The 21,960-nt window shown below is 60.9% G+C and carries 14 protein-coding genes; 7 read left to right on the top strand and 7 right to left on the bottom strand.

Annotated elements, in window-relative coordinates; genetic code table 11:
* Nucleotides 1-62: 62 nt before the first annotated feature.
* The 3 genes from zipA to AC0J41_RS07585 all read right to left on the bottom strand — a co-directional run bounded on the left by zipA (nt 63) and on the right by AC0J41_RS07585 (nt 5,336).
* Nucleotides 63-926 carry a cell division protein ZipA gene (zipA, locus tag AC0J41_RS07595; RefSeq protein WP_025110345.1) on the bottom strand — a complete coding sequence of 288 codons (864 nt, stop codon included), beginning with the start codon at nt 924-926 and terminating at the stop codon, nt 63-65.
* Nucleotides 927-1,185: 259 nt separating this feature from the next.
* Complete coding sequence (gene smc, locus AC0J41_RS07590) at nt 1,186-4,674, bottom strand: chromosome segregation protein SMC (protein WP_025110344.1); 3,489 nt, start codon at nt 4,672-4,674, stop codon at nt 1,186-1,188.
* 2 nt (nt 4,675-4,676) lie between these two features.
* Nucleotides 4,677-5,336 (bottom strand): GntR family transcriptional regulator, encoded by a 660-nt coding sequence (locus AC0J41_RS07585; RefSeq protein WP_025110343.1) that lies wholly within the window; start codon nt 5,334-5,336, stop codon nt 4,677-4,679.
* Nucleotides 5,337-5,604: 268 nt separating this feature from the next.
* Between AC0J41_RS07585 and xdhA the strand changes: the two genes are divergently transcribed.
* From xdhA to guaD, 4 genes are all read left to right on the top strand, one after another.
* On the top strand, nt 5,605-7,059 hold the full coding sequence (gene xdhA, locus AC0J41_RS07580; protein WP_473015034.1) for a xanthine dehydrogenase small subunit: 1,455 nt from the start codon (nt 5,605-5,607) through the stop codon (nt 7,057-7,059).
* Nucleotides 7,052-9,451 carry a xanthine dehydrogenase molybdopterin binding subunit gene (gene xdhB, locus AC0J41_RS07575; protein WP_025110341.1) on the top strand — a complete coding sequence of 800 codons (2,400 nt, stop codon included), beginning with the start codon at nt 7,052-7,054 and terminating at the stop codon, nt 9,449-9,451. Before xdhA ends, xdhB begins: the two co-directional genes overlap by 8 nt.
* Nucleotides 9,452-9,590: 139 nt before the next feature.
* Nucleotides 9,591-10,448: a xanthine dehydrogenase accessory protein XdhC gene (gene xdhC / locus AC0J41_RS07570; protein ID WP_473015032.1), complete on the top strand. Its 858-nt coding sequence runs from the start codon at nt 9,591-9,593 to the stop codon at nt 10,446-10,448.
* Nucleotides 10,449-10,461: 13 nt separating this feature from the next.
* The gene (guaD, locus tag AC0J41_RS07565) at nt 10,462-11,766 is read left to right on the top strand and encodes a guanine deaminase (protein WP_473015031.1); all 1,305 of its coding nucleotides are present in this window, start codon (nt 10,462-10,464) and stop codon (nt 11,764-11,766) included.
* Between the two features lie 182 nt (nt 11,767-11,948).
* Here the strand turns inward: guaD and AC0J41_RS07560 are convergent, their stop codons facing one another.
* Entirely contained in the window at nt 11,949-12,713 is a 765-nt protein-coding gene (locus AC0J41_RS07560) for a GntR family transcriptional regulator (protein ID WP_007961054.1), read from the bottom strand.
* Nucleotides 12,714-12,975: 262 nt separating this feature from the next.
* Here AC0J41_RS07560 and AC0J41_RS07555 point away from each other — a divergent pair, with 262 nt between their 5' ends.
* Nucleotides 12,976-14,172: a benzoate/H(+) symporter BenE family transporter gene (locus AC0J41_RS07555; protein ID WP_025110338.1), complete on the top strand. Its 1,197-nt coding sequence runs from the start codon at nt 12,976-12,978 to the stop codon at nt 14,170-14,172.
* Nucleotides 14,173-14,209: 37 nt separating this feature from the next.
* Here AC0J41_RS07555 and AC0J41_RS07550 read toward each other — a convergent pair whose 3' ends face one another.
* On the bottom strand, nt 14,210-14,554 hold the full coding sequence (locus AC0J41_RS07550; RefSeq protein WP_003223308.1) for a YggL family protein: 345 nt from the start codon (nt 14,552-14,554) through the stop codon (nt 14,210-14,212).
* A 235-nt stretch (nt 14,555-14,789) separates the two neighbouring features.
* Here AC0J41_RS07550 and dacB point away from each other — a divergent pair, with 235 nt between their 5' ends.
* A complete protein-coding gene (dacB, locus tag AC0J41_RS07545; protein ID WP_025110337.1) occupies nt 14,790-16,250 on the top strand; it encodes a D-alanyl-D-alanine carboxypeptidase/D-alanyl-D-alanine endopeptidase in 1,461 nt (486 codons plus the stop codon).
* Nucleotides 16,251-16,375: 125 nt separating this feature from the next.
* Here the strand turns inward: dacB and AC0J41_RS07540 are convergent, their stop codons facing one another.
* Nucleotides 16,376-18,757, bottom strand: coding sequence for a sensor domain-containing diguanylate cyclase (locus tag AC0J41_RS07540; protein WP_473015030.1), 2,382 nt, complete (start codon nt 18,755-18,757; stop codon nt 16,376-16,378).
* Nucleotides 18,758-18,901: 144 nt separating this feature from the next.
* The gene (gene rlmKL / locus AC0J41_RS07535; RefSeq protein ID WP_473015029.1) at nt 18,902-21,172 is read right to left on the bottom strand and encodes a bifunctional 23S rRNA (guanine(2069)-N(7))-methyltransferase RlmK/23S rRNA (guanine(2445)-N(2))-methyltransferase RlmL; all 2,271 of its coding nucleotides are present in this window, start codon (nt 21,170-21,172) and stop codon (nt 18,902-18,904) included.
* Nucleotides 21,173-21,702: 530 nt separating this feature from the next.
* On the opposite strand from rlmKL, the gene rmf reads away from it, so the two are divergent.
* A complete protein-coding gene (gene rmf, locus AC0J41_RS07530) occupies nt 21,703-21,918 on the top strand; it encodes a ribosome modulation factor (protein WP_003223300.1) in 216 nt (71 codons plus the stop codon).
* Nucleotides 21,919-21,960: the final 42 nt, after the last annotated feature.

Genomic DNA, 21,960 nt, shown 5'->3' with positions numbered 1-21,960 from the left:
GCAGCCGAGGCTGCTCAATCTATTTTTGCCGATTGCCTCTGATCACGAGGCAATCTTATCAATCAGCGCTTCTGGGTCAGGGCGCGACGTTCGAACTCGACGATGCGCTGACGGTAGTGCTCGATCGTTTGCGCGGTCAGTACGCTGCGCTGGTCATCTTTCAACTCGCCGTTCAACTCCTGCGACAGCTTGCGAGCGGCGGCCACCATCACATCGAAAGCCTGCTTCGGATGACGCGGGCCTGGCAGGCCGAGGAAGAAGCTCACCGCCGGGGTGCTGAAATGGTCGATGTCGTCCAGATCAAAGATGCCCGGCTTGACCGCATTGGCCATGGAGAACAGCACTTCACCGTTGCCGGCCATGCTTTCGTGACGGTGGAAAATATCCATCTCGCCAAAACGCAGACCGCTTTCCAGAATGTTCTGCAGCAGGGCCGGGCCTTTGAAACCGGCGGCGTCGCGGCAGATCACGCTGATCACCAGCACTTCTTCAGCTTGCGGTTGATCCTTGTCGGCCACCGCCGGCGACGGCTTGATGTCCTCGACAAAATCATCGTCACGGCTGCTGAAGCTCGGGCCGCCGTCCAGATCCAGGTCAAGGTTCAAGTCGCCCTGGGCCGGACCATTGCTGCCACGCTTGCCACGTTTGGAGCCGGATTCGCGAGGCTCGCGTGCTTCGCGGGCCGGCATGCTCACCGACGGCAGATCGTGTTCGTCCAGTTGCGGCTCTTTATGGGTGTCCAATACGCGGGCCGGGCCCAACAGCTCAGCGCTGGTGTCCTCGTCCGGCAGGTTGGACAGACTTCGGTCAAGACGGAATTTCAGTTTTCCCTTGCCGCCGCGCATACGGCGCCAGCCATCGAAAAGAATACCGGCTATCACAATGATGCCGATGACGATCAGCCACTCGCGCAGACCGATTTCCATGTAATCCCGTGCCTCTATAAAAAATGCTGAAAAATAAGGGGTTTACACTGTGCAAACCGCTTTAAAACGTGGCGCCAACTCTATGTTCTGACAGGCGTTTTGCCCACGTATACGAAAAATTGACATTAAACTAGCACGACCAAAGACAACTTTACACCGTCTGTCACATTGGCTTGCGCGAATATGTCGATTGGCCAGCAAGTCGAAGTCGGTAAAAAAGTCCTACAGAACATCAATACCCTTCCGACACCACGCTGGCTCAGGCGTCCACCATCGCCATCGCCTCCTCGACATCCACGGCTACCAGACGCGAACAACCCGGTTCGTGCATCGTCACACCCATCAGTTGATCGGCCATTTCCATGGCGATCTTGTTGTGGGTGATATAGATGAACTGCACGGTCTGCGACATCTCTTTAACCAATCGTGCGTAGCGTCCAACGTTAGCGTCATCCAGTGGCGCGTCAACTTCATCGAGCATGCAGAACGGCGCCGGGTTCAACTTGAAGATGGCAAAAACCAGTGCCAGCGCGGTCAGGGCTTTTTCCCCGCCGGAGAGCAGATGGATGGTGCTGTTCTTCTTCCCTGGCGGCTGCGCCATGATCGTTACCCCTGTATCGAGTAGATCTTCGCCCGTCAGTTCCAAATACGCGCGCCCGCCACCGAAAACTTTTGGAAATAGTGCCTGTAAACCGCCATTGATCTGATCAAAGGTATCTTTGAAACGGTTACGGGTTTCCTTGTCGATCTTGCGAATGACGTTTTCCAGCGTTTCCAGCGCTTCGACCAGATCGGCGTCCTGCGCATCCAGATAACGTTTACGCTCGGATTGTTGCGTGTACTCGTCGATGGCCGCGAGGTTGATCGCGCCCAGGCGCTGAATCCGCGCATTGATCCGTTCGAGCTCATCTTCGGCGGCGCGCTCACTGGCCTCAGGGGTCAATGTCGCGAGCACGCCATTGAGATCGTAGCCGTCTTCGAGCAATTGATCCTGCAACGCCTTGCGGCGCACGGTCAGCGCTTGCCATTCCATGCGCTGCTGTTCGAGCTGGCCGCGGATCAGTTGCGATTGCTGTTCGGCCTGGGTCCGGCGTTTTTCCGCCTCACGCAATTCGCGGTCGGCATCCTCCAGCGCGATCTGCGCGGTCTTGAGTTCTTCGTCGACCGTCATGCGCTTGTCGAGCAACTCTTCGAGTTTCAGGCGCAGCTCTTCCAGCGGCGCTTCGCCCTCCTCCAGATTCAGGCTCAACTGCTCGCGTTTTTCAGTGAGACGCTCGGCCTGCATTTCCAGACGCTCAAGCGCCTGGCGCGTGGAGTCGTGCTGCGCGCGCAACGAGCCGAGACGCACAGCCAGTTGATGCGCGTGATCCTTGTGCTGCCGCGCTTCCTGACGCACGCGGTCGAGGCGCTCGCGCAGGCTGTCGCGCTGGGCCAGCAGCAACTCGCGCTGCTCGGTGTCCAGCGCCATGGCATCCAGCGCTTCCTGCAACTGCATGCGCGCTTCGCCGACCTGTTCGTGCTCAAGCTCGCGTTGTTCGCCGAGCTCTACCAGCTCTTCATCGAGGCGCGTGCGACGCAGGGTCAACTGTTCGGCCTTGGCCTTACCGGCGGACAGTTGGGCTTTCAGTTCACCTTGCGAACGGGCTTCGTCTTGCAGCAAGCGACGCAAATGTTCGCGGCCGTTTTCCTGCTGGCGCTGCTGTGCACGCAAGGTCTGCAAACGGGTTTCCATGGCTTCGACCGTGGCTTCGCGCTCTTCGCGCTCGGCATGCAGCGTCTCGATTTCCTGACCACGGGCGAGCATGCCGCTCTCGGCTTCACTGGCGCGGCGCACGCGCAAAAAGTGTCGACCGACCCAATAACCATCGCGGCTGATCAGGCTCTGCCCGGCAGTCAACTGACCGCGCAGGGCCAGCGCCTGCTCCAGGCTGTCGACCGGTTTGACCTGGCCCAGCCAAGGCGACAGATCAATTGGCGCTTCGACTTTATCCAGCAGGCTGCCTGCCACCCGCACGCCATCACTGGCGGGGCTGAGCAAGCGCAGATCACCCTGAGTGAAACCGGACAAGTCGAAGCCGCTGAAATCGTCGACCAGCACCGCTTGCAGGTCGGCGCCGAGCACGGTTTCCACCGCGAGTTCCCAACCCGCCTCGACCTTCAGGCCTTCGGCCAGACGCGGGCGTTCGGCGAGGTTGTGTTCACGCAGCCATTCGGCGGTGCCAGTGCCCGGATCAAGCGCGGCCTGCTGCAAGGCTTCCAGCGACGCCAGACGACCGTTGAGCCGCTGCAGATCACCCTGCGCCTGTTGCTGCGCAGTCAGCGCCTGCTGCAATTCCTGACGCAGTTGCTCAAGCTTTTCGACCTGAGCTTCTTCGCTGGTCTGCAAGTCTTCAAGGGTCGCTTCGGACTCGGCGAGTTGTTCGTTGAGCGCCATGATCGCCGCGTCTTCCGGATCAGCCGAAAGCAAGTCGCGCTCCTCGGCGAGCCGCTTTTGCCGGTCGGCCAGGCGCTCCATGCTGGTTTCCAGCTGCTGGATGCGTGACTGCTGCACTTCGGCCTGACGCCGTGGCTCGGCGGCGGTCAGGTTGAAGGTGTCCCACTGCTCCTGCCAGCCGTGCATGACACTTTCGGAATCTTCCAGCGCAGCGGCGGCTTCTTCGGCGGCGGCGCTGGTGACTTCCTGCTCGGGGGTGAGCATGTCCAGTTCTTCGCCGAGGGTCAGCAGCAGCGTGCGGTCGTGGCCCAGGTGCGATTCGGTTTCCAGGCGCGCGCGCTCGGCCTCTTTCAGATCGTCCTGCAACTGGCGCAGGCGTTGCTGGCCGTGCTGGATGCTCTGCTCGACCCGGGCGATGTCGCCGCCGACCGAATAGAAGCGCCCTTGCACCAGATTGAAGCGTTCGGACAGTTCATGGTGCCCGTCGCGCAAGCGCTCGATGGCTGCATCGGCATTGCGCTGCTCGGCGACCAGCGCCTCGAAACTGACTTCCTGGGTGCCGATGATCGACTCGCGCTGGCCGACCTGATCGTTCAGATCCTGCCAGCGCAGGGCCGACAGTTGCGCCTTGAGCTGACGTTCCTCGGCTTTGAATTCCTGATACTTCTTGGCGGACTCGGCCTGACGGTGCAAGCGTTCGAGCTGGCGTTCGAGTTCTTCGCGCAGGTCGGTCAGACGGGCAAGGTTTTCGTGGGTGCGGCGGATGCGGTTTTCGGTCTCGCGCCGGCGCTCCTTGTACTTGGAGATACCGGCCGCTTCTTCGATGAAGTTACGCAGGTCTTCGGGCTTGGACTCGATCAGCTTGGAGATCATCCCCTGCTCGATGATCGAATAACTGCGCGGGCCCAGACCGGTGCCAAGGAAGATATCGGTGATGTCGCGACGACGGCATTTGGTGCCGTTGAGGTAATACGTGGTCTGGCTGTCGCGGGTCACCTTGCGACGGATGGAAATCTCCGCGTAGGCCGCGTACTCGCCAAGCAGTGTGCCGGCGGAATTGTCGAACACCAGTTCGATACTTGCCTGACTGACCGGTTTGCGGCTGGTCGAGCCATTGAAGATGACGTCGGTCATCGACTCGCCACGCAGGTTTTTCGCCGAGCTTTCGCCCATTACCCAGCGTACGGCATCGATGATGTTCGACTTGCCGCAACCGTTCGGCCCGACGACCGCCGCCATGTTACTGGGGAAGTTCACCGTGGTCGGGTCGACGAAGGACTTGAACCCCGCCAGTTTGATGCACTTCAGCCGCACCTTCAGGCAACCGTCAGGGCGGAAACCACCAGATCGCAGCTGCGCTGGGCATAAGCCGTCAGCACGATGCGGATCTGCGGCAAATCACGGGCGAGGACGGCGGCCAGCAGGCGCTCGAACAGTTCGAGGAACTCGCTCATTTCGGCCTTGCGCTGTTCGAGGGCGAGAAAGTACGCACGGCTCATGGCCGGCTGCAGGTTCTCGACGGTCTCTTGCAGGTACGGATTGTTGGCGAACGGGTACGCAGCGCGCATCACGCTGAAACTGTCATCGACGAAGGTGCGGATGTCCTGACGCTCGTAACTGGCAGTCAGGCGCTGCTGGATCTGCACGAACGGCGCCATGTCGGCCTGGGTCTGCCAGCCATTGGCGACCGCGTTGCCGAGCAGGATGTACAGTTCGCTCATCAGCGTGCACAGGCTCTGCACCTTGTGCGCGGTGAGTTCGGTGACATGGGCGCCACGTCGCGGCAGGATCGCGATCAGGTGGCGGCGTTCGAGAATCAGCAGGGCTTCGCGGACCGATCCGCGGCTGACATTGAGGGCCAGCGTGACCTTCTGTTCCTGAATGCGCTCTCCCGGCTTCATTTCGCCACGAATGATGCGTTCGGCGAGGTGGTGAGCAATTTGCTCGGCGAGGCTGTCCGGCGCCTTGAACGTCATGGTTGTCCTTCAAACTCTTCGATCTGCACAAGCGGCGCAGTGTAGCGCAAATGCGGGCTCATGGCGGAGTGCCCGCAGCGCGGTTTTTGGCACGATTCAAGCAAAAAAAGCAGTGGATCCGCTCAGGGTCAATACTCAATGGAGCACAGGTTAATCGACAAAACGGATTTTCCTGACCTTTAAGTCAGAAAACCATTGACCGAAAAGTCAGACCTGCTAAATTCGGCTCAAGTCGGTTAACAACAATAATGAGTCTGCGAGGCCTTCCGTGATCCAGTTTTTACTTAACCAGGAACTCCGTAGCGAGCACGCCCTGGACCCGAATCTGACCGTGCTCAATTACCTGCGCGAACACGTAGGCAAATCCGGCACCAAAGAAGGCTGCGCCAGCGGCGACTGTGGCGCCTGCACCGTGGTGGTCGGCGAGTTGCAAACGGATGACGACGGCCGCGAACACATTCGCTACCGCAGCCTCAATTCGTGCCTGACCTTTGTTTCGTCGCTGCACGGCAAACAACTGATCAGCGTCGAAGACCTCAAGCACCAGGGCGAACTGCACAGCGTGCAGAAAGCCATGGTCGAGTGCCACGGCTCACAGTGCGGTTTCTGCACCCCCGGTTTCGTCATGTCACTGTTCGCCCTGCAAAAGAACAGCGATGCGCCCGATCATGCCAAGGCCCACGAAGCGCTGGCCGGCAACCTCTGCCGTTGCACTGGCTACCGGCCAATCCTCGCCGCCGCCGAGCAATCGTGCTGTGGCAAGCAACCGGACCAGTTCGATGCCCGCGAAGCCGAGACCATCGCCCGCCTCAAAGCCATCGCCCCGACCGATATCGGCGAACTCAACAGCGGCGACAAGCGCTGCCTGGTGCCGCTGACCGTCGCCGATCTGGCTGATCTCTACGACGCTTACCCACAAGCGCGGCTGCTGGCTGGCGGCACCGATCTGGCGCTGGAAGTCACCCAGTTCCACCGCACCCTGCCGGTGATGATCTACGTCGGCAACGTCGCCGAAATGAAGCGCATCGAAACGTTCGAAGAGCGTATCGAAATCGGCGCTGCCACCGCCCTCTCCGACTGCTACGAAGCGCTCAACGCCGAGTACCCGGACTTCGGCGAGCTGCTGCACCGCTTCGCCTCGCTGCAGATCCGCAACCAGGGCACCCTCGGCGGCAACATCGGCAACGCCTCGCCGATCGGTGACTCGCCACCGCTGCTGATCGCCCTCGGCGCGCAAGTCGTGCTGTGCAAAGGCGAAACCCGCCGCACCCTGAACCTGGAAGATTACTTCATCGACTACAAGGTCACCGCGCGCCAGGAAAGCGAATTCATCGAGAAGATCATTGTTCCGCGCGCCAGCGCCGAGCAGTTGTTCCGTGCCTATAAAGTCTCCAAGCGTCTGGATGACGACATCTCTGCCGTCTGCGCCGCCTTCAACCTGCGGGTCGAAAACGGTGTGGTCACCGATGCCCGCATGGCCTTCGGCGGCATGGCCGCGATTCCGAAACGCGCTGCCCACTGCGAAGCCGTACTGCTCGGCCAGCCGTTCAACAACGCCGTGGTCGAACGTGCCTGTACCGCACTGGCCGAAGACTTCACGCCACTCTCGGACTTCCGCGCCAGCAAGGAATATCGCCTGCTCAGTGCGCAGAACCTGCTGCGCAAATACTTCATCGAACTGCAAACACCGCACATCGAGACTCGGGTGACCGCTTATGTCTAACCATCACGGCGTAGAGAAAACTCAAGCTGAACTGGCTGAACTGTTCGCCAGGGACCTGACCACCGGCGTCGGCCGCAGCGTCAAGCACGACAGCGCCGCCAAGCATGTGTCCGGTGAAGCGCAGTACATCGATGATCGCCTGGAATTTCCGAACCAGCTGCACCTTTACGCACGCATGTCGGACCGCGCCCACGCGAAAATCATCAGCATCGACACCAAGCCTTGTTATGCCTTCGAAGGCGTGCGCATTGCGATCACCCACGAAGACGTGCCGGGTTTGAAAGACATCGGCCCATTGATGCCTGGCGACCCGTTGCTGGCCATCGACGACGTGCAATTCGTTGGTCAACCGGTGCTTGCCGTTGCCGCCAAAGATCTGGAAACCGCGCGCAAAGCCGCCATGGCCGCGATCATCGAATACGAAGACCTCGAACCGGTACTGGACGTGGTTGAAGCCCTGCGCAAACGTCATTTCGTGCTCGACAGCCACACCCATCAGCGCGGCGATTCGGTTTCCGCGCTGGCGACGGCTGAGCATCGCATTCAGGGCACGCTGCACATCGGCGGTCAGGAACACTTCTACCTGGAGACGCAAATCTCCTCGGTGATGCCCACCGAAGACGGCGGCATGATCGTTTACTGTTCGACGCAGAACCCGACCGAAGTGCAGAAACTGGTCGCCGAAGTGCTCGACGTGTCGATGAACAAAATCGTTGTCGACATGCGCCGCATGGGCGGTGGTTTCGGCGGCAAGGAAACCCAGGCCGCCAGCCCGGCATGCCTGTGCGCCGTGGTCGCCCACCTCACCGGCCAGCCGACCAAGATGCGTCTGCCGCGCGTCGAGGACATGCTGATGACCGGCAAGCGTCACCCGTTCTACGTCGAATACGACGTCGGCTTTGACAGCACCGGTCGCCTGCACGGGATCAACATGGACTTGGCCGGCAACTGCGGCTGCTCGCCGGACTTGTCGGCGTCGATTGTCGACCGGGCGATGTTTCACTCGGACAACTCGTACTACCTCGGTGACGCAACGATCAATGGTCACCGCTGCAAGACCAACACCGCGTCGAACACTGCCTACCGTGGTTTTGGCGGCCCGCAAGGCATGGTCGCGATCGAAGAAGTGATGGACGCGATTGCCCGGCACCTCAACCTCGATCCACTGGCCGTGCGCAAGGCCAACTACTATGGCAAGACCGAGCGTAACGTCACCCACTACTACCAGACCGTCGAGCACAACATGCTCGAGGAAATGACCGCCGAACTGGAAGAAAGCAGCCAGTATCACGAACGCCGCGAAGCGATCCGGCGCTACAACGCCAACAGCCCGATCCTGAAAAAAGGCCTGGCGCTGACCCCGGTGAAATTCGGCATTTCCTTCACCGCCAGCTTCCTCAATCAGGCCGGTGCACTGGTGCACGTCTACACCGACGGCAGCATCCACCTCAACCACGGCGGCACGGAAATGGGCCAGGGCCTGAACACCAAGGTCGCGCAGGTGGTGGCCGAAGTGTTCCAGGTGGAAATGGACCGGGTGCAGATCACCGCGACCAACACCGACAAGGTGCCGAACACCTCGCCGACCGCCGCCTCCAGCGGTGCCGACCTTAACGGCAAGGCAGCGCAGAACGCCGCCGAGATCATCAAGCAGCGGCTGGTGGAATTTGCCGCGCGGCACTACAAGGTCAGCGAAGAAGACGTCGAATTCCACAACGGCCACGTGCGCGTGCGTGACCACATCCTGACCTTCGAAGCGCTGATCCAGCTGGCGTATTTCAATCAGGTGTCGCTGTCGAGCACCGGGTTCTACAAGACCCCGAAAATCTACTATGACCGCAGCCAGGCCCGTGGTCGGCCGTTCTATTACTTCGCCTTCGGCGCGGCATGTTGCGAGGTGATCGTCGACACCCTGACCGGCGAGTACAAGATGTTGCGCACCGACATCCTCCACGACGTCGGCGCCTCACTGAACCCGGCAATCGACATCGGCCAGGTCGAGGGTGGCTTCATCCAGGGCATGGGCTGGCTGACCATGGAAGAGCTGGTGTGGAACAACAAGGGCAAGCTGATGACCAACGGCCCGGCCAGCTACAAGATCCCGGCCGTGGCCGACATGCCGCTGGACCTGCGGGTGAAGCTGGTGGAAAACCGCAAGAACCCGGAAGACACGGTGTTCCATTCCAAGGCTGTGGGTGAGCCGCCGTTCATGCTCGGGATTGCTTCGTGGTGTGCGATCAAGGATGCGGTGGCCAGCCTTGGCGACTACAAGCATCAACCGCAGATCGACGCGCCGGCGACCCCGGAGCGGGTGTTGTGGGGTTGTGAGCAGATGCGCCAGTTGAAAGCGGTGAAAGCCGTCGAGGCTGAAACCGAGTTGGCTCCGCTTTAAGGACCGAGGCGCGGCCTTCGCGAGCAAGCCCGCTCCCACAGGGATATGTGCTGACTGTTGGACTGGTGCAAATCCAAATGTGGGAGCGGGCTTGCTCGCGAAGAGGCCCGAACAGACAACGACAGATGTCGAGGTGAACATGTACAACTGGATCGACGCCCTCGCCGACCTGCAGAACCAGGGCGAACCCTGTGTTCTGGTGACGATCATCGAAGAACTCGGCTCGACCCCGCGCAATGCCGGCTCGAAAATGGTCGTCAGCGCGAATCAGACCTTCGACACCATCGGTGGCGGGCATCTGGAATACAAAGCCATGCAGATCGCCCGCGAAATGCTCGCCAGCGGTAAGCAGGACACCCATCTGGAGCGCTTCAGCCTCGGTGCCAGCCTCGGCCAGTGCTGCGGCGGCGCCACGGTGTTGCTGTTCGAACCGATGGGCCAGGTGCAGGCGCAGATTGCTGTGTTCGGCGCCGGCCACGTCGGCCGCGCACTGGTGCCACTGCTCGCCAGCCTGCCCTGCCGCGTACGCTGGATCGATTCGCGGGAAGATGAATTCCCCCAACAGATCCCCCACGGCGTGCGTAAAATCGTCGCCGATGAGCCTGTGGATGAAATCGACGACCTGCCCGCCGGCAGCTACTGCATCGTCATGACTCACAACCATCAGCTGGACCTGGAACTCACCGCCGCGATTCTCAAGCGCAACGACTTTGCCTACTTCGGCCTGATCGGCTCGAAGACCAAACGCGCCAAGTTCGAACATCGCCTGCGTGATCGCGGTTTCGACAGCGGCGTCGTGCAACGCATGCGCTGCCCGATGGGCATCGGCGAAGTCAAAGGCAAGCTGCCTGTGGAAATCGCCATCTCCATCGCCGGCGAAATCATCGCCACCTATAACGCCAATTTCGGCCAGCACACCGCCAGCGCCGAACCGATTGCCAAACTGCTGCCGGTTTCCCGGCGCAGCCAGGCCGCCAAACTCAAAGCCTCAAACTGATTAGAGAACCCTCATGCCTCTGACTCGCAAAGCCTACCGCGCCGCCATCCTGCACAGCATCGCCGACCCCGCCGAAGTCGGGATCGAAGCCTCCTACGAATATTTCGAGGATGGCCTGCTGGTGGTCGAAGGCGGCAAGATCAGCGCCCTTGGCCACGCCAGCGACCTGCTGCCGACCCTGCCGGCAGACATCGAGATCACGCATTATCAGAATGCGCTGATTACTCCGGGCTTCATCGACACCCACATCCACCTGCCGCAAACCGGCATGGTCGGCGCCTACGGCGAGCAACTGCTCGATTGGCTGAACACCTACACCTTCCCGTGCGAAAGCCAGTTCGGCGACAAGGCTCATGCCGACGACGTCGCCGACATTTTCATCAAGGAACTGCTGCGCAACGGCACCACCACCGCGTTGGTGTTCGGCAGCGTGCACCCGCAGTCGGTGAACTCGTTCTTCGAAGCCGCCGAGAAGCTCGACCTGCGGATGATCGCCGGCAAGGTGATGATGGACCGCAACGCTCCGGACTACCTGACCGACACCGCCGAATCGAGCTACGTCGAGAGCAAGGCGCTGATCGAACGCTGGCACGGCAAGGGCCGTCTGCACTACGCGGTCACCCCGCGCTTCGCCCCGACCAGTACCCCGGAACAACTGACCCTCGCCGGCCAGTTGCTCACCGAATACCCGGATCTGTACATGCAGACCCACATCAGCGAGAACCTCAAGGAAATCGAGTGGGTCAAGGAACTGTTCCCGGAGCGCAAGGGCTACCTCGACGTTTACGATCACTATCAATTGCTCGGCGAGCGCTCGGTATTCGCCCACGGCGTGCACCTGTGCGATGACGAGTGCGCGCGCCTGGCCGAGACCGGCTCGGCGATCTCGTTCTGCCCGACCTCGAACTTCTTCCTCGGCAGCGGCCTGTTCAACCTGCCAATGGCCGAGAAGCACAAACTGAATGTCGGCCTGGGCACTGACGTCGGCGGCGGCACCAGTTTCTCGCTGCTGCAAACCCTCAACGAAGCCTACAAAGTGATGCAACTGCAAGGTGCGCGCCTGAGCCCGTTCAAGTCGCTGTACCTGGCGACCCTCGGTGGCGCGCGGGCGCTGCGTCTGGAAGACAAGATCGGCAACCTGCAACCGGGTTCCGACGCCGACTTCCTGGTACTGGATTACAACGCTACACCGCTGCTGAGCTATCGCCTGAAGCAAGCCAACAACATCGCCGAAACGCTGTTCGTGTTGATGACGCTGGGGGATGACCGGACGGTGCAGCAGACGTATGCGGCGGGCGCGCTGGTGCATCAGCGCTAGTTTTCTGCGGGCAAAAAAATCCCCCGGTGGTGTTAGCCCCGGGGGATTTTTGTTGCCTGCTGGATCGTATTCGCGAGCAAGCCCGCTCCCACAGGGGGGTATCAGTCACTCACAAATCTTGTGTTCACTGAGGGTCCGGTGTGGGAGCGGGCTTGCTCGCGAATGCCGCGACTCGGTGCCGGTCAGAGCTTGGCCGCAGGCCGCCCAGGCTTCTTGGTCTGCAACAGATGCGAGAACACCGCATGCAGGTCGTCCGAAGCGCTTTCCTCGTCGAGGTTGAGCTTGCTGTCGATGTGGTCCATGTGATGCATCATCAGGTCCACCGCCAGTTCACCGTTGCGCGCTTCGATGGCGTCGATCAACTGGGTGTGTTCGTCATACGAGCAGTGCGAACGGTTGCCGCTTTCGTATTGAGCGATGATCAGCGACGTCTGCGAGACCAGGCTGCGCTGGAAGCTGATCAGTGGCGCGTTTTTCGCCGCTTCAGCCAGTTTCAGGTGGAATTCGCCCGACAGCCGGATACCGGCGCCGCGATCGCCACGGGAAAAGCTGTCGCGTTCGTCGTTGACCATCTGGCGCAACTCGGCGATCTGCTCGGCAGTGGCATGCTGCACCGCCAGTTCGGTGATCGCGCGCTCTACCAGACGCCGTGCCATGAACACCTGACGCGCTTCTTCAACGCTCGGGCTGGCGACCACAGCGCCACGGTTCGGCCGCAACAGCACCACGCCTTCATGGGCCAGACGCGACAGCGCGCGGCGAATGATGGTGCGGCTGACCCCGAAGATTTCCCCCAGCGCTTCTTCGCTCAATTTTGTGCCGGGCGCCAGACGCTGTTCGAGGATGGCCTCGAAGATATGCGCGTAGACAATATCGTCCTGGGTTCCGCTGCGGCCGGCTTTGCCTGCTCGCGGTTGTTTCTTGAGGGGTTGCAACTGTTCGTTCATGGGCACTCGAGTCGGGAGAACTGCGGCGAATAGACCGTGACTGTAATACGGCACAGTAGGTCGCTGGCAAGTATCGCGTAAAAAACAGCGCGATTGTACACAATGGAAGGTGGCAACACGACTGTATGGCTGTTTGTGTCCACGGCTGTATTGCAACGATCCGTTACGATTGAGTTTAGGCTTGATCGCAGAATCCGCCTTTTACACACAATCCCCCTGTGGTGTGGCGGGGATCTTCATCTGTATAAGGAACATCGCCGTCATGAACGACGCCACCTACACCCGGCTGCGCCCGCTCGCCGACACTTCGCCTTCGGCCATCGTCGCCGGGTTCATTGCGATGATGACTGGCTACACCAGTTCCCTGGTGCTGATGTTTCAGGCCGGGCAAGCGGCGGGCCTGAGCAGCGGGCAGATTTCCTCGTGGATCTGGGCAATCTCGATCGGCATGGCGGTGTGCTCGATCGGCCTGTCGCTGCGCTACCGCACGCCGATCACCATCGCCTGGTCGACACCGGGCGCGGCCCTGCTGATCACCAGTCTGGGCGGCGTCACGTACGGCGAGGCCATCGGCGCCTACATCACCTGCGCGGTGCTGGTAACGATCTGTGGCCTGACCGGCAGCTTCGAACGCCTGGTGAAAAAGATCCCGGCCTCGCTGGCAGCGGCGTTGCTGGCGGGGATTCTGTTCAAGATCGGCAGCGAAATCTTCGTCGCCGCGCAGCACCGCACCGGGCTGGTGCTGGGGATGTTCTTCACTTACCTGGTGGTCAAGCGCCTGTCGCCGCGTTACGCCGTGCTGGCTGCGCTGCTGATTGGCACCGCACTGTCGGGCTTCATGGGCCTGCTGGACTTCAGCGGCTTTCATCTGGAAGTGGCGACGCCGGTGTGGACCACGCCGCATTTTTCGCTGGCCGCGACCATCAGCATCGGCATCCCGCTGTTTGTGGTGGCCATGACTTCGCAAAACATGCCCGGCATCGCCGTGCTGCGCGCCGACGGCTACAACGTTCCGGCCTCGCCACTGATCACCACCACCGGCATCGCCTCGCTGCTGCTGGCGCCGTTCGGCTCCCACGGCATCAACCTCGCGGCCATCAGCGCGGCGATCTGCACCGGGCCGCACGCCCATGAAGATCGCAACAAGCGCTACACCGCCGCGGTGTGGTGCGGGATTTTCTACGGGATTGCCGGGGTGTTCGGCGCAACTTTGGCGGCGTTGTTTGCCGCGTTGCCGAAAGAACTGGTGCTGTCGATTGCCGCGCTGGCGCTGTTCGGCTCGATCATCAACGGACTGAGCATTGCCATGACCGAAGTGAAGGAACGTGAAGCGGCGCTGATCACCTTCATGGTCACGGCGTCGGGGCTGACGCTGTTTTCCATCGGTTCGGCATTCTGGGGGATTGTGGCGGGTGTGCTGACGTTATTGATCCTGAATTGGCGCAAAACCCAGGCATAAAAAAACGGCGACCCGAAGGTCGCCGTTTTTTTCAGTATCACTTAGCCGCGTTGATCGGCTTTTCCGGATACCAAACGTCCAGCAGCGGGCTGACGGTCATGCCGGTCAGTTCGCTACGGTTTTTCAGCCAGGCTTCAACGGCAGCGCGCTGCTCTTCGTTGACCGAGCCACGCTTCTGCAGGCACACCAGACCGAAGTCGTCGCCGCCGACATAGCCCAGACCGTTGGCTTCCATGGCTTCTTTGATGAATGCTTCGAGGAAAGCGTCAATGGCTTCTTCGGACAAGTCTTCTTTGAAGTCCAGGTTCAGTTCGAAACCCAGCTCTTGGAATTCATCAACGCACAGTTTTTTGCGCAGACGCTGGGAACGGTTAGTCGCCATTGGAACAATCCTCTTAAGTAATAACGGCCGGCACTTTACCAGTTTAAGCGGTCAATTGCCCGACTCTCTGGGTACCGTGGCCGACCAGCTGTAAAAAAAATAACGAAATGGCCGCCACGGGCAAGGCACAAGCTGTTACACCTTGGGGCATAATGCCGACACTTTCATGACCACTGAGGGCTTTTTCATCCATGCCCTCGTTATTTTTCCCCTCTTCTGCAGGGTTTTAATTCATATGATCAAATCGTTGCGTCCACTGTTTCTCGCCGGCCTTCTTCTGCCCCTGGCCCTGCCGGTTTCTGCGGCCACCATCAACACCGCCCTCACGCCTAACGTCGAAAAAGCCCTCAAGGCCAGCAAACTGCAGCCCACTGCACTGTCGCTGGTGATGATCCCGCTCGACGGCCCGGGCAACCCGACCGTGTACAACGCCGACGTCTCGGTCAACCCGGCCTCGACCATGAAACTGGTCACCACCTACGCCTCGCTGGAAATGCTCGGCCCCAACCATCAGTGGAAAACCGAGTTCTACACCGACGGCGACCTGAGCGGCGGCATCCTCAACGGCAACCTGTACCTCAAGGGTGGCGGCGATCCGAAGTTGAACATGGAAAAACTCTGGCTGCTGATGCGCGACCTGCGCGCCAACGGCGTGACCCAGGTCACCGGCGACCTGATCCTCGACCGCAGCTTCTTCATCCAGCCGCAACTGCCCGAGTTCAACGACGACGGCAACGACGAGAACAAGCCGTTCCTGGTCAAGCCGGACTCGCTGCTGGTCAACCTCAAGGCCCTGCGCTTTGTGGCGCGCAATGACGGTGGCCGGGTGCTGATCTCGGTGGAGCCGCCGATTGCCAGCGTGCACATCGAGAACACGGTCAAGGCGCTCAATTCCAAACAGTGCACCGGTGGCGTGCGCTACAACCCGGTGACCCAGCCTGATGGCAGCGTGACCGTGACCGTCGCCGGTCAACTGGGCGATGGCTGCAGCTCGCAGACTTACCTGTCGCTGCTCGACCACGCGACCTACACCGCCGGTGCTGTGCGCGCGATCTGGAAAGAATTGGGGGGCAGCATTCAGGGCAAGGATCGCCTCGCCGCGACCCCGAGCAGCGCCAAATTGCTGGCCCGCGCCTATTCGCCGGATCTGGCGGAAATCATCCGCGACATCAACAAATACAGTAACAACACCATGGCCCAGCAGCTGTTCCTGAGCCTGGGCCAGAAATACCGCAACGAAGCCGACGGTGACGACGCCAAGGCCGCGCAACGCGTGGTCCGCCAATGGCTGGCGAAGAAAGGCATCACCGCGCCGCACCTGGTGATGGAGAACGGCTCCGGGCTGTCGCGCGCTGAACGCGTCAGCGCCCGCGAGATGGCCAACATGCTGCAAGCGGCCTGGCACAGCCCGTACGCCGCCGAGTACATCAGCTCGCTACCGATTGCCGGCACTGACGGCACCATGCGCAAACGCCTGAAGACCACCGCAATGCGCGGCGAAGCCCACGTCAAGACCGGCACCCTGAACACCGTGCGTGCCATTGCCGGCTTCAGCCGTGACGTCAATGGCAACACTTGGGCGGTGGTGGCGATCCTCAACGACAAGGCCCCGTTCGGCGCATCGTCGGTGCTGGATCAGGTGCTGCTGGATCTGTACAAGCAGCCGCGCTTGCCGCAGACCGCTTCGGCGCTGTGAAAACACAGCCGATCTAATGTGGGAGCGGGCTTGCTCGCGAAGGCGGCGTGTCAGTCACCAAAAATACTGACTGAACTGACGCATTCGTGAACAAGCCCGCTCCCACAGGGGATTGGCGTAACAGGCTAGCTCATCTGCTCAACCCGATCCCGTCCGGCCTGCTTCGCCGCGTACACGCCCGAATCCGCTCGCAACAACAGCGCATCTGCGCCCTCCCCCGGTCGCCAGCTGGCGATGCCGAAACTGGCCGTCACCACCCCGACGACATCCACCGGCGAACTGCGCAGCCCCTGCCATAACTCCTTGGCAAGGATATAGGCGTGCTTGCCGTCGATATCCGGGCACAGCACCATGAATTCCTCGCCGCCCAGACGGCAGAACACATCGGTGCGGCGCAAGCGATGGCCGATGCGTTCGCACACTGCCTGCAACACGCGGTCGCCCACGGCATGGCCGTACTGGTCGTTGATCCGTTTGAAGTGATCGATGTCGAGCATGATCACCGACAGCTCGCCGCCGCCACGCTCGACCCGGGCCATTTCGGTGGTCAGGCGTTCCTGGAAATAACGCCGGTTGTGGATGCCGGTCAGTGAGTCGGTAACCGACAGCGCCCGCAGTTCCTCTTCCACCCGCTTCAGATCGGAAATGTCCGAGATGTAGCCGTGCCACAGCACACCGCCGCCCGGCAGCTCTTCCGGCGTCGCCTCACCGCGTACCCAGCGCAGGCCGCGCTCGGGCAACTGCACGCGGTATTCCTCGCGCCACGGGCTGAGGCTGTCTGCCGACGCCCGGATCGAGCTGCGAACCCGCGAGACATCCTGCGGATGAATGCGGGTGAAAATTGCCTCGGCATTGAGCAGCAGCACATCCGGCTCCAACTCGTAGATCTCGCGGATGCCGTCGCTGGCGTAGATCACGCTGAAGCGTCCGTCGAACTCCATCTTGAACTGGTAGATGCCGCCGGGCACATGGGCGCTGAGTTTTTTCAGCAGCACATCCCGCGCCGCGAGTGCCTCGTGCACGCGCTTGCGCTCGGTGATGTCGATGCAAATCGCCAGATGACCGACCCACAGGCCCTGTTCATCGAGCACCGGGGTGGCGAGCATGTTCACCGGCAGATGACTGCCATCGCTGCGCACCAGCGTCCACTCGCGCGCCTCATGACCGCCCACCTCGCCGCCCTCGACCAGCATCGCGTGACAGGTCGGAATGCTCTTGCCGTAACGCGCGCTCAACTCCGCCGAGCGCGCTGTGAGTTCGCGCGGCAGGTGCAGGTTTTCCAGAGTCATATGGCCAACGACATCGGCGCTGCTGTAGCCGAGCATCTGTTCCGCGCCGGGGTTGAAGGTGTTGATCACCCCGCGCAAATCGGTGGCGATGATTGCAACCTGGGTCGCGGCGTTCAGCACCCCGCGCAATTGACCGTGGGTGCCGCGCAGTTCCTGCTCGCGAGCGTGCAGTTCCTGAGTGCGCAGTTCGACCATGCGCAAGGCGCGCTGGCGCTGGCTGACCAGCACGTAGAGCAACGCGCTGAGCAACACACTCAATAATCCGCCGAGAATCACCACACTGCCGACTGACGAATGATTGGCCTGCATAAATGCTTCGCTCGGCAGAATATCGACCTGATAGTCGTGATCGGCCAGGCGTACAAGGCGCGTCGCCGACAATTCACTGGCGGCCGGTTGATTGCTCGACTCGAACAGTACCTCGTGTTGATCGCTGGTCGACAGATCGAGGATGCGCACCGAGAGGTAGTCATGGAACGCATCCGGCAAACCATCGGCCAGCAACTGACGCATGCTGATCACCGCCATTACGTAGCCAAACGGCCGCCGCCCGGCCTCACGGGTTACGGGCGCCACCAGCAGCACACCGCGCGCGTAAGAGGGTTCGATACTTACCAGGTGCATCGGTTGCGACACCGCAAGATTGCCGAGTTTTTCGGCGCGCTGCAGGGTGTCGCGGCGCAGCGGTTGCGCGAGCAAATCGTAGCCCAAGGGCGAGCCGAGGCGGCTCTGGGTCTGGCTGTACAACACCGGCACGTATTCATCACGCACGGCCGCCAGTTGCAGTTCGTCCTGTGCGTTGAGTTCGCGAATGGTAAAGGTGTTCAGGCCTTCGTCCCGCACACGCTGCTCGAACGCCGGGCGCTCGGCCGCACTGACCCGCGGCGCATACGAATAGGCCTGGGTGCGCAGTAATAGAGGTTGGGTGTAGCCGTCGAACTCGGCACGGGACACGGATTCGGAGTTGGCGAAGAAACGGCGCAGACCGTCGAGGCGCTGCTCCTGATCCTGAAAGCGTTCTTCGATGCGGCTGTAGCGCTCATTGGCGAGCAGTTGAAAACGCTGAAGCAATTGATGATGAAACTGATTGAGGGTGGCCCAGGCGAGCAGCCCCGTGAGAATCCCGCCGGCGAGCAATACCAGCAGCGCGACCAGCCAGGCCGAGACTTCTTCGCTGATAAAACCCAGAATCCTTGGGCGCACGGGGTGCAACGACATAAGGGCAACTCACTACGCCAGTGTTCCGGGAAAGCCCCATTGGCCATGAGTGAGTTATAGCTATTAGCCATTAATTTGGCTAGCGTTGATCGGATCCAAGAGCCGTTAAAAATCAAGGCTCTGTGGATCCAACCTGGACAAGTGTCAACGAGCCGTGATTTTCCAGGCGCGATGAATCTTGGTGTTGCGGGCGAAATCCGGGTCGATGGTCTTCGCGCTGATTTCCTCGACCGCGTAACGCTCGGCCAGGTTCTCCTCCAACTGGAACTTGCGGAAGTTGTTGGAGAAGTACAGCACGCCACCCGGCGCCAGGCGCGCCATGGCCAGGTCGATCAACTGCACCTGATCACGCTGTACGTCGAAGATGCCTTCCATGCGCTTGGAGTTGGAGAAGGTCGGCGGATCGATGAAGATCAGGTCGTACTCGTCCCGGCTGTTTTCCAGCCATGCCATCACGTCGCCCTGCTCCAGACGGTTCTTGTCGGAGAAACCGTTCAGCGACAGGTTGCGGCGCGCCCAGTCGAGGTAGGTTTTCGACAGGTCGACGCTGGTGGTGCTGCGCGCACCGCCCTTGGCCGCGTGCACGCTGGCCGTCGCGGTGTAGCAAAACAGATTGAGGAAGCGCTTGCCGGCCGCCTCTTTCTGAATGCGCATACGCATCGGCCGGTGGTCGAGGAACAGCCCGGTGTCAAGGTAGTCGGTAAGGTTTACCAGCAGCTTGACGCCGCCTTCGCTGACTTCGTTGAACTTGCCTTGCGCGGCCTGACGCTCGTACTGCTTGGTGCCGCTCTGGCGCTCGCGGCGCTTGACCACCACGCGGCTCTTGTCGACGTTCAGCGCCTGCGGAATCGCGGCCAGGGCATCGAACATGCGCGCCGAGGCTTTTTCCGGATCAATGGACTTCGGCGCAGCGTATTCCTGCACGTGCACCCAATCGTGATACAGGTCGATGGCCATCGCATATTCCGGCATGTCGGCATCGTAGACGCGGTAGCAATCAATGCCTTCGCGCTTGACCCACTTGCCCATGGCCTTGAGGTTTTTTTGCAGACGGTTGGCAAACATCTGCCCGCCTTCGCTCAAGCGCGGCTGCTCGATCACCGGAGCCGGGGCTGGCGTCGGCTTGATCGGGTTGCCGTTTTTGTTGAACTTGCGCTCTTGCGGCTCGTCCGGGGTCTGGTCGTAAGCGGCTTGCTCACGCTCGGCCTGACGCTGCTCCGGGGTGCGGCGCTCGCCAGTGACGAACTGATCCGGCAGCACTTTGATCAACAACAGCTTGCACGGCAGCGCGCCGTTCCAGAACGAATACTGTTTGTGGCTGCGAATGCCCATGCGCTTGCCCAGATCCGGCGCACCGGTGAACACCGCTGCTTCCCAGTTCAAGCAGGCCTGACGCAGGCGCTCGCCAAGGTTCTGGTAGAGGTACAGCAGGCTGGCTTCATCACCCAGACGCTCGCCATACGGTGGGTTGCAGATCACCAGACCTTTCTGGTTCTGGTCCGGACGCGGCTCGAAGGTCGCGACTTCACCCTGGTAGATCTTGATCCACTCGCTCAGACCCGCACGCTCGACGTTGTTGCGGCCCGGTTGAATCAGGCGCGGGTCGGCTTCGTAACCGCGAATCCACAGCGGTGGTTTGGCCAGACCGGCAGCGGCACGCTCGACCGCTTCTTCATGGAGTTTTTTCCACAGCGCCGGCACGTGGCCCAGCCATGCGGTGAAGCCCCACTGCTCACGGCGCAGGTTCGGCGCCATGTCGGCGGCGATCATGCCGGCCTCGACCAGGAACGTACCGACACCGCACATCGGGTCAGCCAGCGCGCCGCCTTCGGCAGCAATGCGCGGCCAGCCGGAACGGATCAGGATCGCCGCCGCGAGGTTTTCCTTCAGCGGTGCAGCGCCCTGCTGCAGGCGGTAACCGCGCTGGTGCAGGCTGTGACCGGAGAGATCGAGCGACAGGATCGCTTCGCCGCGATCCAGGCGCAGATGGATGCGCAGGTCCGGGTTGAGCTTGTCGATGGACGGGCGGTCGCCTTGCGGGGTGCGCAGTTTGTCGACGATGGCGTCCTTGACCTTCAAGGCGCCGAAGTGAGTGTTGTCGATCCCCGAGCCGTGGCCGCTGAATTCAACGGCCAGGGTGCCGTCGCTGAGCATGTGGTCCTGCCACTCGACGTCGAGTACACCGTGGTACAGGTCTTCGGCGTCCTTCATCGGGAAACGCTTGAGCACCAGCAATACACGGTTGGCCAGACGCGACCAGAGGCACAGGCGGTAGGCGGTTTCCATGGTCGCCATGCCACGCACGGCGGAGGTGTGCTCGCGGGCTTCTTCAAGGCCAAGCCCGACGGCTTCCTCGATGAGCAGGCCTTCAAGGCCTTTGGGGCAAGTGAGGAAGAGTTCGAAACGATCGGACATGGTATTTCCAGAGCCTTTGGCTAGTGAATCGGCAACGCATTGCCGATCCGGTTTTCAATCAGGCGCTTTTCTAAAAGAGCGCCCGCGTGGCACGAAGGTGTGCCGTTCCATCCCTGCTGCTCGGGTTAAAAGAGCTTAGATGCAAGGACAGATAAAAAAGTTGATGAAACAAAAAGTCTTAAAGCGACCCTTCGTCGCTTAGTACCCCAGCGCAAACGTAGGTCATTCTCACTAAAGGATTAACCCCATCATCCAGCGCGGGGCCGATCATACCGGGGTTTGGTGAAAAAACGTTCATGAAACCCGTCGTTACTTATGGCTGTAGCACTATTTTCGTTACGTCCTTATGACAAAACGATCATTCCCTCGGTGTGACTCATTGGTTAGAACTGAACACAGGTTGACGTCGCAACGGCGTCAACACCTTGGCTCGCCACGCCGGCAGCGAGCCGCCCCCGGCAGAGTTTTTCTGCCAGACCTCGGTTGAGGTCAACGCGACACAAACAGTCAACAAGTGAGGGAAACACCCTATGAGAAGACTTAAGCGTGATCCGTTGGAAAGAGCATTTTTGCGCGGATATCAATATGGCGTTGGTGGCAAATCCCGCGAGCTTTGCCCATTTACTCTACCGTCGGTACGTCAAGCCTGGATCAACGGCTGGCGAGAAGGACGCGGCGACAACTGGGACGGTATGACCGGCACTGCGGGGATCCACAGACTCAACGAACTTCACGCCGTCGGCTGACACAGGGCATTAATTCCGACACGACAATCTGAATTTTTAGCG

The organism is Pseudomonas sp. Arb-4-2C (genome assembly GCF_055755015.1).
The sequence above is the reverse complement of the archived record's forward strand: the minus strand, read 5'-3'. Positions and strand labels throughout refer to the sequence as shown.

Excerpts from the sequence above, each read along its gene's own strand:
- AC0J41_RS07560 (WP_007961054.1), bottom strand. The coding sequence starts at position 12,713 with ATGAACGAACAGTTGCAACCCCTCAAGAAACAACCGCGAGCAGGCAAA.
- guaD (WP_473015031.1), top strand. The coding sequence starts at position 10,462 with ATGCCTCTGACTCGCAAAGCCTACCGCGCCGCCATCCTGCACAGCATC.
- AC0J41_RS07540 (WP_473015030.1), bottom strand. The coding sequence starts at position 18,757 with ATGTCGTTGCACCCCGTGCGCCCAAGGATTCTGGGTTTTATCAGCGAA.
- xdhB (WP_025110341.1), top strand. The coding sequence starts at position 7,052 with ATGTCTAACCATCACGGCGTAGAGAAAACTCAAGCTGAACTGGCTGAA.
- AC0J41_RS07585 (WP_025110343.1), bottom strand. The coding sequence starts at position 5,336 with ATGACGTTCAAGGCGCCGGACAGCCTCGCCGAGCAAATTGCTCACCAC.
- rmf (WP_003223300.1), top strand. The coding sequence starts at position 21,703 with ATGAGAAGACTTAAGCGTGATCCGTTGGAAAGAGCATTTTTGCGCGGA.
- AC0J41_RS07555 (WP_025110338.1), top strand. The coding sequence starts at position 12,976 with ATGAACGACGCCACCTACACCCGGCTGCGCCCGCTCGCCGACACTTCG.
- xdhC (WP_473015032.1), top strand. The coding sequence starts at position 9,591 with ATGTACAACTGGATCGACGCCCTCGCCGACCTGCAGAACCAGGGCGAA.
- zipA (WP_025110345.1), bottom strand. The coding sequence starts at position 926 with ATGGAAATCGGTCTGCGCGAGTGGCTGATCGTCATCGGCATCATTGTG.
- rlmKL (WP_473015029.1), bottom strand. The coding sequence starts at position 21,172 with ATGTCCGATCGTTTCGAACTCTTCCTCACTTGCCCCAAAGGCCTTGAA.
- AC0J41_RS07550 (WP_003223308.1), bottom strand. The coding sequence starts at position 14,554 with ATGGCGACTAACCGTTCCCAGCGTCTGCGCAAAAAACTGTGCGTTGAT.
- dacB (WP_025110337.1), top strand. The coding sequence starts at position 14,790 with ATGATCAAATCGTTGCGTCCACTGTTTCTCGCCGGCCTTCTTCTGCCC.